Origin of the sequence: Pseudomonas sp. NKUCC02_KPG, assembly GCF_019345465.1 — a bacterium.
Taxonomy (GTDB): domain Bacteria; phylum Pseudomonadota; class Gammaproteobacteria; order Pseudomonadales; family Pseudomonadaceae; genus Aquipseudomonas.
In genome coordinates, this window is sequence record NZ_JAHKRC010000008.1 from 233,418 (window position 1) to 242,547 (window position 9,130).

Sequence of the window (9,130 nt, forward strand, 5' to 3'; positions counted from 1 at the left end):
AGGCTTGTTATAGTCCGCCGCTCATTGAGCGGCGACAGCGCCCCATAAAGGATTCAGGTTATGTCCGACTACCAGGCTTTTCAGGTTGAGTTAAACGGCAACATTGCCCACGTTCAGATCAACCGGCCTGAAAAGGTCAATGCGATGAACGCGGCGTTCTGGACCGAGATCATCGAGATTTTCCAGTGGATTGATGAAACCGACGCCGTACGGGTTGTCGTGCTCAGTGGTGCAGGCAAGCACTTTTCAGCCGGTATCGACTTGATGCTGCTGGCATCGGTAGCCAATGAGATGGGCAAGGATGTGGGCCGTAATGCCCGCATGCTACGGCGCAAGATTCTGCAAATGCAGGCCTCGTTCAATGCCGTGGATCATTGCCGCAAGCCCGTTTTGGCGGCTGTTCAGGGCTATTGCCTGGGCGGGGCGATTGACCTGATCGCGGCCTGCGATATGCGCTACGCCGCCGAGGATGCACAGTTCTCGATCAAGGAAATCGACATGGGCATGGCCGCTGACGTGGGGACATTGCAACGTTTGCCGCGCATCATCGGTGATGGCATGCTCCGCGAACTGGCTTACACCGGGCGGATGGTCGCGGCGGATGAGGCCCGAGCTATCGGCCTGGTCAACCGCGTCTACAGCGATCATCAGGCGTTGCTGGACGGGGTAATGGCAATTGCCCTGGAAATCGCCAGCAAATCCCCCATCGCCATTGCCGGCACCAAGCAGATGATCAGCTATATGCGCGATCACCGTGTGGACGATGGTCTGGAATATGTTGCGACCTGGAACGCGGCGATGCTTCAGTCCAGCGACTTGCGGCTGGCGATGACGGCGCACATGACCAAGCAAAAACCCGAGTTTCTGGATTGACGTCTTTGTAACCTGAACAAGGATCATTTAATGACACCGCGTTGGATCACGGCAGTACTGGATACAGACCTGACTGGAGGCTGGGCCGTGGCGCGCGGCCCCGACGGGTTCTTGATCAATCACAATGGCCCGCTCTTTTCCCGGGAGTGGCTCAAGCGCCAGGACCTTGCTGTGCTGGCGGAGCATGGCATCGGACACCTGGACGGCGAGCCGGTGTACCTGCTCGAGCTTGCAAGTGCGGCCCAGGTCGAGGGCTGTGATTGGCAGGGCTTGCGTGCCTTCATGCTGGGCGATGACCACACGCTGTACAAGGTGCTGGGTTATGCCGCGCAAATTGGCACCTGGGCTCGTGAGCATCGCTTTTGTGGTAGCTGCGGGCAGGCCATGACGCAGGTGCCGAGGGAGCGTGCGATGTATTGCGCGGCCTGCGATTTGCGCAGTTATCCACGTATCTCGCCCAGCATGATTGTATTGATTACCCGGGGCGATGAAGTGCTTCTGGCCCGTTCACCGCGCTTTGTACCGGGGGTCTACAGCACTCTGGCGGGGTTCGCCGAGCCGGGGGAGTCGGCCGAGGATTGCCTGATCCGCGAAGTGCGCGAAGAAGTGCAGGTGGAAGTCAGGAACATCCAGTATGTGGGCAGCCAGTGCTGGCCGTTCCCGCACTCCATGATGCTGGGTTTTCACGCCGAGTACGCGGGAGGCGATATCGTGCCGCAGGCCGACGAGATAGAAGATGCGCAGTGGTTCAATGTGCACCGGCTACCGCCGTTGCCGGCGTCGCGCTCAATTGCGCGTTATCTCATCGACCTGTATGTGGCCCGTCGTTTAGGCCATGCCGAACCAGTGCTGCCAGGCTAGGCGCACGGTCAAACCCAATACCACGGTGATAAACACCGGGCGAATGAATTTGGCCCCGCCGCTGATTGCGCTGCGGGCGCCGAAGAAGGCGCCGACCATGACTGCAAAGCCCATGGTCAGACCGATCACCCAGTCCACATGGCCGGAGAATATGAACACCGACAGCGCTGCAATGTTGCTGACGAAATTCATGCTGCGCGCCACACCGCTGGCCTTCACCAGATCGACCGGGTACATCAGCATGGTGCTGACGGTCCAGAACGCGCCCGTACCCGGCCCGGCTACGCCATCATAAAATCCCAGGCCCAGGCCCTGGGGCAGTTGCCATTTCTTTTTGATCGGCGCGTCGTTGTCGACAGGCGTTTTGGGCGTGCCGCCAAACAGCAGGTAGAGCCCGCAACCGAAAACAATCACCGGCAGCATTTTGTTGAGCCATTCGGCGGGCATGTAATGGGCGACGACTGCGCCGATCAGTGCACCGGCGAGGGTTCCGAAAATGGCCAGCTTCCATTCGCGAGGATGGAACAGTTTGCGTCGGTAGAAGGTAAGGCTCGCGGTGGCTGCGCCGAATGTCGAGCTGAGCTTGTTGGTGCCCAGCACCAGATGTGGCGGCAAGCCTGCGGTGAGCAGGGCAGGGGTGGTGAGCAGCCCCCCGCCCCCGGCAATGGCGTCGATGAATCCGGCAACAAATGCAACGGCGGCCAGAATGGCGAGGGTGGTCAAATCTACGCTGAGTTCAAAAGGCATGGGATCGACTTAATTCGGCGGGACGTACAGCGCAAACGCGCAGGAAGGACGTCATCTTACCGATAAGCGTGAATAGCGGCGATAGGCCTTTTGTGGTTGATCGGACCCACTGAACCCGCGTGGGTCGCCCAACCCGGCATCGAGCGATGTTGCCAAACGTTCCGAGGTATCGTCAGGCAACTGCGATGGGGGCAGGCTTTCAATAGGCGAGGGCGTCGGGCTCCGTGCGACGAACATTGACTGAAAGTGCTCCGAGCTTGATCAGGCGTGTTCGAGTGACGTTGCGACTCAAACCCAGCAATTTTGCAGTGTGTACCTGATTGTGATGGCAAAACTCATAGGCCGTACGCAGCAGGGTATCTTCAACGGCTTCATGCAGGGCGCCTGGCTCTTCTTCGAACAGTTTCCGAAAGGCGCGTTGTAACAAGTCCCGGGTGGTATGCGTGGCGGGTTGTTGCAGCGCGAAGTCCTGGCGTCTGCTGCGTGATTGGGACAGGCGCAGGTCTTGTACCGTAATGGTCTGATTGCGGCACAGGAGCAGGCTGTGATGCACGACATTTTCAAGCTCGCGAATATTGCCCTGCCAAGGATGGTGGATCAGTACGTGTTCGGCACATTCACTGAGTGCCGTTGGTCCATGAGGCAGCCGTTGGCGATAGGATTTAAGGAAGTGTCTGGCTAACGGAAGGATATCCCCGGGGCGCTCACGTAACGGGAGCAGCGCAAGGCTGACGACATTGAGGCGGTAGTACAGATCTTCTCGAAAATGCCCGGCGTCTATGGCCTGTTCCAGATTGACGTTTGTGGCAGCCAGTACGCGCACGTTGATCGGTGTGCTTTTACGCGAGCCCAACCGCACGACCTCCTGCTCTTGCAGGACGCGTAGCAGCTTTACCTGGATGGTCAGCGGCAAGTCTCCGATCTCATCCAGAAATAATGTGCCGCCATCGGCCTCTTCAAACCATCCGGCTTTTGCAGTCAGCGCGCCTGTAAAAGCCCCCTTTTCATGGCCAAACAGTTCAGCTTCCACCAATGACTCGGCAAAGGCGCCGCAATTGACGGCCACAAATGGCTGGTTGTGACGGTGGCTGAGTTGGTGGATATGCCGGGCGACCAGTTCTTTGCCGGTGCCGGTTTCACCAATGATCAGTACGCTGGCGTCACTGGGCGCTATCTGTTGCAAGTGTGCCAACAGGGCTTTGGACGCGGGGTCTTCAAACACTTGTGCCGTGGCGCGTATGGACGTGGCCAGTGCCGGGGTGGCAGGTAATGTTAAAAGCTGCATTGACAGCTCCTTTTAACAGGGGCTCTGCCCACAAAAGGAAAGCCGAAGGCTGCTTTATAAAGTCATTTTGTTATTCCGTAAACTAACCTAATTCCATATTTATATATCGATATTGCATATCGGACTTGCGTGATGACCTGCTTTTAGCGCTTTATAAGCTCCTGCTTTCCAGATAGCCCAGATTTGAGACATATCCTACGGCCTTCCTGTCGAATGCACCTTTTTTCACCTGGCTCAATCGGTTATCTCTAACGGCCGCATTTTCTCGTGGCTTCACTCTCCGGTACCAGGCACTGCCTGTTTCCGGAATGCGCTCAGTGGATTTGAACAATGAACAAGCGACCTATTTATTTCGATTACGCGGCCACCACTCCCGTGGACGCTCGTGTCATTCAGGTGATGGTCGATTGCCTGGGTTTTGAAGGCAACTTTGGCAATCCGGCCTCTGGCTCCCATGTCTTTGGTCAGCAAGCCCGGCAGACGGTAGAGCTGGCCCGTGAACAGGTCGCGAAACTGATCAATGCCAGGCCTGAGCAGATTATCTGGACCTCGGGTGCGACCGAGTCCAATAACCTGGCGCTAAAAGGTGTGGCCCAGGCGGGTGGTCAGTCCCGCGGGCATATCATCACCAGTCAGATAGAGCACAAGGCGGTGTTGGACACTGCACGCTTTTTACAAGAGGCGGGTTTTGAGGTGACGTATCTGGCCCCTGATGCCAATGGGCTCGTAAGTGCCGATCAGGTAGATGTTGCTCTGCGCGACGACACACTGCTGGTGTCGTTGATGCTGGTCAACAATGAACTGGGCACGGTCAACGATATTCCGGGTATCGGGCGCCGGGTTCGCGAGCATGGTGCGCTGTTCCACGTCGATGCCGCGCAGGGAGCGGGCAAGGTTGCCATCGACCTGGATGAGTGGGCGGTAGACTTGATGTCGTTCTCGGGGCACAAGATCTATGGTCCCAAAGGTATCGGCGCCTTGTATGTGGGGCCGCGTGCGCAGGATCGGCTACAGGCACAGATTCATGGTGGCGGGCATGAGTCCGGTTTGCGCTCAGGAACCCTGGCGACTCATCAAATTGCAGGCATGGGCGCTGCATTTGCAGTGGCCAGTGAGTCATTTGCTCAGGAGCTGGCTCACATTCGCGGACTTCGCCAGCGCTTGCTTGAGCAGTTGGTCGATGTGCAAGGGCTGCAATGTAATGGCTGTCCGACAGAGCGAATTCCCCATACCTTGAGCCTGACCTTCAGCGAAGGGCACTTCAACAGCGCAATCCTGAGTGCTTCCCTCGCGTACTCGGCAACTTCAGCGTGCAACTCGGCGAGTAATGCACCGTCCCACGTGCTGCTGGCCCTGGGGCATGATGCCGATAAAGCCAGCCGAACAATCCGCCTGAGTCTTGGGCGCTTCACCAGCGAGCAGGATATAGATGCCGCAGTGAAGGCGATTAAAGCTTCTGTCGCCGCGCCGGCACCGTTTTGGGCGGTTGCCCAACGGTAGTGGCTGATCCATGATCACTAGCGACCAATAATAATCCCCAGTGATAAGCAGGAGACAGAATGAGTACTCAGTCGTTGAATCCAGTACCGGTTGTGGAGCGTTTGGCGCGTACCCGGGCGTTGATGAGCCAGAACGGTATATATGCGCTGCTGGTGCCCTCGGCTGACCCCCATCTTTCAGAGTACTTGCCTGCGTATTGGCAAGGACGCCAATGGCTGTCGGGTTTTTACGGTTCGGTTGGAACATTGATTGTGACGCCAACCTTTGCCGGAGTGTGGGCTGATAGTCGTTACTGGGAGCAGGCGGCCAAAGAGCTGAAGGGCAGTACCATTGAGCTGGTCAAGCTGTTACCCGGGCAATCGGGTCCTCTGGAGTGGCTGGCCGAGCAGACACCTGAAGGTGCAACGGTTTCCGTTGATGGCGCAGTGCTCGCCCTGGCATCTGCACGCACACTCGAGAGCAAGCTTAAAGAGCGTGGTGCCGTTTTACGTACGGATATCGATCTGCTTGGCCAGGTTTGGGATGACCGTCCAATACTGCCGGTACAGCCGGTTTATGAGCATCTGCCGCCGCAAGCGACGGTCAGTCGGGCTGTAAAACTGGCGCAGTTGCGAGAAACACTCAAGCAGCGCCAGGCGGATGCACATTTTATTGCGACTCTGGATGACATCGCCTGGTTGTTTAATCTGCGAGGCTCGGATGTCTCCTTCAACCCAGTGTTCGTTTCGTTTGCATTGGTCGAGGCCTCGCGGGCTACCTTGTTTCTGGACTTGAATAAAATCAGTGTCGAACTGCGCGAGACACTTGAGGCTGATGGCGTTGAGCTGCGTGATTACGTTGAGATCAATGCGGCTCTGGCGTCTTTGCCGGGTTCAACTCGTCTATTGGTGGACCCTGCCCGTGTGACCTGCGGGCTGCTCGGTCATTTACAGGCTGAGGTGAAACTGGTTGAAGGCTTGAATCCAACTACCTTGGCCAAGTCTCAGAAGAGCCTCGAGGACGCGGTCCATATCCGTCAGGCTATGGAGCAGGATGGTGCTGCGCTCTGTGAGTTCTTTGCATGGCTGGAGACAGCCCTTGGGCGTGAGCGCATTACCGAGTTGACTATTGATGAGCAGTTGACCGCTGCTCGTGCCCGCCGCCCCGGCTTTGTATCGTTAAGCTTCAACACCATTGCGGCTTTTAATGCCAATGGCGCAATGCCGCATTACCACGCAACGGAGCAAGAGCATGCTGTGATTGAAGGTGATGGCTTGTTGTTGATCGACTCGGGTGGGCAGTACCTGGGAGGCACAACCGATATCACGCGTATGGTCCCTGTTGGTACGCCAACCCGCGAGCAGAAACACGATTGTACCCGTGTGCTTAAAGGTGTGATCGCCTTGTCCAGGGCTCAATTTCCAAAAGGGATCCTGTCACCTTTGCTGGACTCGATCGCAAGGGCGCCGATTTGGGCTGAGCACGTCGATTACGGGCACGGGACAGGTCATGGGGTCGGCTACTTCCTGAATGTGCATGAAGGGCCTCAAGTTATTGCGTATCAGGCTGCGCCGGCACCACATACTGCGATGCAGCCAGGGATGATTACCTCGATTGAGCCTGGAACATACCGCCCGGGTCGTTGGGGAGTGCGAATCGAGAATCTGGTGTTGAATCGTGAGGCGGGAACTTCGGAGTTTGGGGCATTCTTGAAGTTTGAAACCCTGACGCTGTGCCCAATCGACACGCGCTGTCTGGAGCCATCATTGCTGACCCTGGAAGAGCGCGAATGGTTTGACGCCTATCATGCGCTGGTTCGCGAGCGTTTGAGCCCGTACCTTGTCGGGTCTGCGCTTGAGTGGCTGCTGGAGCGTACGGCACCACTTACGATAACTGCCTGATCTCCTTGCCATGCTGTCGGCTCGCTCGACGGCATGGCTGGGCGGGGCGTTACTTGCAGATAACAATCATGCTGCGGCTGGTATAGCCGGCTGGGTTCAGGCCGAATGGATAGTCCCCTGGTTCTTCTGCGGTATCGCCCGATTTGGCTACCACCCGGTATCCCTTGCTTCCACAGGATTTGACGGCTTCGGCGTAGCACTTGTTCCACGATGAGGACAATCCAGAGCAATTGATATGCAATCCTCGTTTTCCATGCTTGACGGCAGTTTCCGAGGTTGCTGCGCAGCCGGTTACAACGAGTACGGCTAAAGCTACCAAAATTCGTTTCATTCCTGTCCTTAAGCGTTTGCGTCGGATTTACGGGATGCGAGAATCGGCGACCATCTCCCCATGGTTTTAGTGGATATCCTTATCCGGAATCGGTTCATGTGATTCTCAAGGGACAAACATCCCTTAAATGAGAGTTAATTACCAGAGCAGAGTTAAATGGCGTGCTTATTGTCGGTGACGATCGGTTTTGAGTGGTTGCGCATCGTTAAGGTCGCACCGATTGAGGCCATTATGATGCAAGAGATGGCCATCCACTGTGTGAACGACAAGACCTCATTCAGGAATAGGAGCCCTGAAAGCGCGCCAAAGGCAGGCTCTATGCTCATTAAAGTGCCGAATGTTCGGGTGGGCATGCGTGTAAGAGCGATCATCTCAAGCGTGTAAGGCAGTGCTGTCGATAAGAGTGCTACACCAATGGCTATTGGGATCAGGCCAGGGGTCAGCAATGCCGCCCCTGCGTGGTAAACCCCGATAGGTGCGAAAAACAGAGCCGCAATAATGACGCCCAATGCTGCGGTCTGAACGCCATTGTCCGCACCGGCCCGCTGTCCATAGAGGATGTACAGCGCCCAGCAGACCCCGGCACTTAGCGCGTAGCCGGCGCCTGTTGGATCAATGCCTTGAACGCTTTCACCAATGGGTATGAGCAGTAGGAGTCCCGTGATGGCCAGGCCGATCCATATAAAGTCGATAGGTCTGCGGGAGCTATAAATAGCCACTGCCAAAGGACCCGTAAACTCCAGAGCAACTGCAATACCCAGCGGAACAGTGCGCAGTGACATATAGAAGAGGAAATTCATTCCTCCCAGGGCAATCCCGTAAACGATCACGGTCTTCAAGGACTTGGTGGTGAACTTGGCTCTCCATGGTCGCAGTATCAGAAGCATGATGAGGCTGGCGAATGTCAGGCGCAGGCTGGTTGTTCCTTGTGCGCCGATAATAGGGAACATGCTTTTTGCCAGCGAGGCGCCGGATTGGATCGAGGCCATGGCAATGAGTAGCAAGCCAACAGGGAATAGCGTTGCTACGAAGCTATGGGGGGGCTTTATCATTGATAGGTGTGCCTGGCAGAAGGTTTAAAGACAGGCATGATGCTTGGGTAATTCTGGATGTGCAATATAGTGCGCATTCAATATGGATTTTCTGCCTATGAAACTCATAAAGTCGATAGTTTGTATTAATGCTTGACTCAGATTTACAGCGGCCTATAATGCGCCCACTTCCGGCGCAGTCGAAACGTAAAACTCCTTGAGTTTCAATGAGTTGGATTGGTTTTCGGCAGTGTCAGCTTCAAGTCATAGAAGCAGGAAATGAGGTGTTGACAGCAGCGTGTAACGCTGTAGAATTCGCCTCCCGCTAACGAGAGATCGAAAGCGCAAGTGGTTGATGTTACAGAGGAAACTTTGAAAACATCTTAAAATAACCGCTTGACAGTAACAGAGGCTGCTGTAGAATGCGCGCCTCGGTTCAGCGAAAGCTAACCAACCGCTCTTTAACAACTGAATCAAGCAATTCGTGTGGGTGCTTGTGGAGTCAGACTGATAGTCAACAAGATTATCAGCATCACAAGTTACTCCGCGAGAAATCAAAGATGTAACCAACGATTGCTGAGCCAAGTTTAGGGTTTCTTAAAAACCCAAAGATGTTTGAACT

The 9,130-nt window shown here is 55.7% G+C and carries 8 protein-coding genes; 4 read left to right on the forward strand and 4 right to left on the reverse strand.

The features are described 5' to 3' along the window. Positions 1–60: 60 nt before the first annotated feature. Together KO536_RS13585 and nudC are read left to right on the forward strand one after the other, a co-directional pair. Positions 61–873: a crotonase/enoyl-CoA hydratase family protein gene (locus KO536_RS13585; RefSeq protein ID WP_133077894.1), complete on the forward strand. Its 813-nt coding sequence runs from the start codon at positions 61–63 to the stop codon at positions 871–873. A 30-nt stretch (positions 874–903) separates the two neighbouring features. Then, entirely contained in the window at positions 904–1,734 is an 831-nt protein-coding gene (gene nudC, locus KO536_RS13590; RefSeq protein ID WP_133077893.1) for an NAD(+) diphosphatase, read from the forward strand. On the opposite strand, the gene KO536_RS13595 is transcribed toward nudC, so the two are convergent. Then, a complete protein-coding gene (locus KO536_RS13595; RefSeq protein WP_219262110.1) occupies positions 1,702–2,481 on the reverse strand; it encodes a TSUP family transporter in 780 nt (259 codons plus the stop codon). The genes nudC and KO536_RS13595 overlap by 33 nt on opposite strands. Positions 2,482–2,680: 199 nt before the next feature. Then, entirely contained in the window at positions 2,681–3,766 is a 1,086-nt protein-coding gene (locus KO536_RS13600; protein ID WP_219262111.1) for a sigma-54-dependent Fis family transcriptional regulator, read from the reverse strand. A 330-nt stretch (positions 3,767–4,096) separates the two neighbouring features. On the opposite strand from KO536_RS13600, the gene KO536_RS13605 reads away from it, so the two are divergent. Both KO536_RS13605 and KO536_RS13610 read left to right on the forward strand, forming a co-directional pair. Next, the gene (locus KO536_RS13605) at positions 4,097–5,266 is read left to right on the forward strand and encodes a cysteine desulfurase family protein (RefSeq protein ID WP_133077890.1); all 1,170 of its coding nucleotides are present in this window, start codon (positions 4,097–4,099) and stop codon (positions 5,264–5,266) included. Positions 5,267–5,325: 59 nt separating this feature from the next. After that, positions 5,326–7,146 carry an aminopeptidase P family protein gene (locus KO536_RS13610; RefSeq protein ID WP_219262112.1) on the forward strand — a complete coding sequence of 607 codons (1,821 nt, stop codon included), beginning with the start codon at positions 5,326–5,328 and terminating at the stop codon, positions 7,144–7,146. 49 nt (positions 7,147–7,195) lie between these two features. On the opposite strand, the gene KO536_RS13615 is transcribed toward KO536_RS13610, so the two are convergent. Both KO536_RS13615 and rhtA read right to left on the reverse strand, forming a co-directional pair. Then, on the reverse strand, positions 7,196–7,477 hold the full coding sequence (locus tag KO536_RS13615; protein WP_133077888.1) for a hypothetical protein: 282 nt from the start codon (positions 7,475–7,477) through the stop codon (positions 7,196–7,198). Positions 7,478–7,629: 152 nt separating this feature from the next. After that, positions 7,630–8,529 carry a threonine/homoserine exporter RhtA gene (rhtA, locus tag KO536_RS13620; RefSeq protein ID WP_219262113.1) on the reverse strand — a complete coding sequence of 300 codons (900 nt, stop codon included), beginning with the start codon at positions 8,527–8,529 and terminating at the stop codon, positions 7,630–7,632. Positions 8,530–9,130 lie beyond the last annotated feature (601 nt).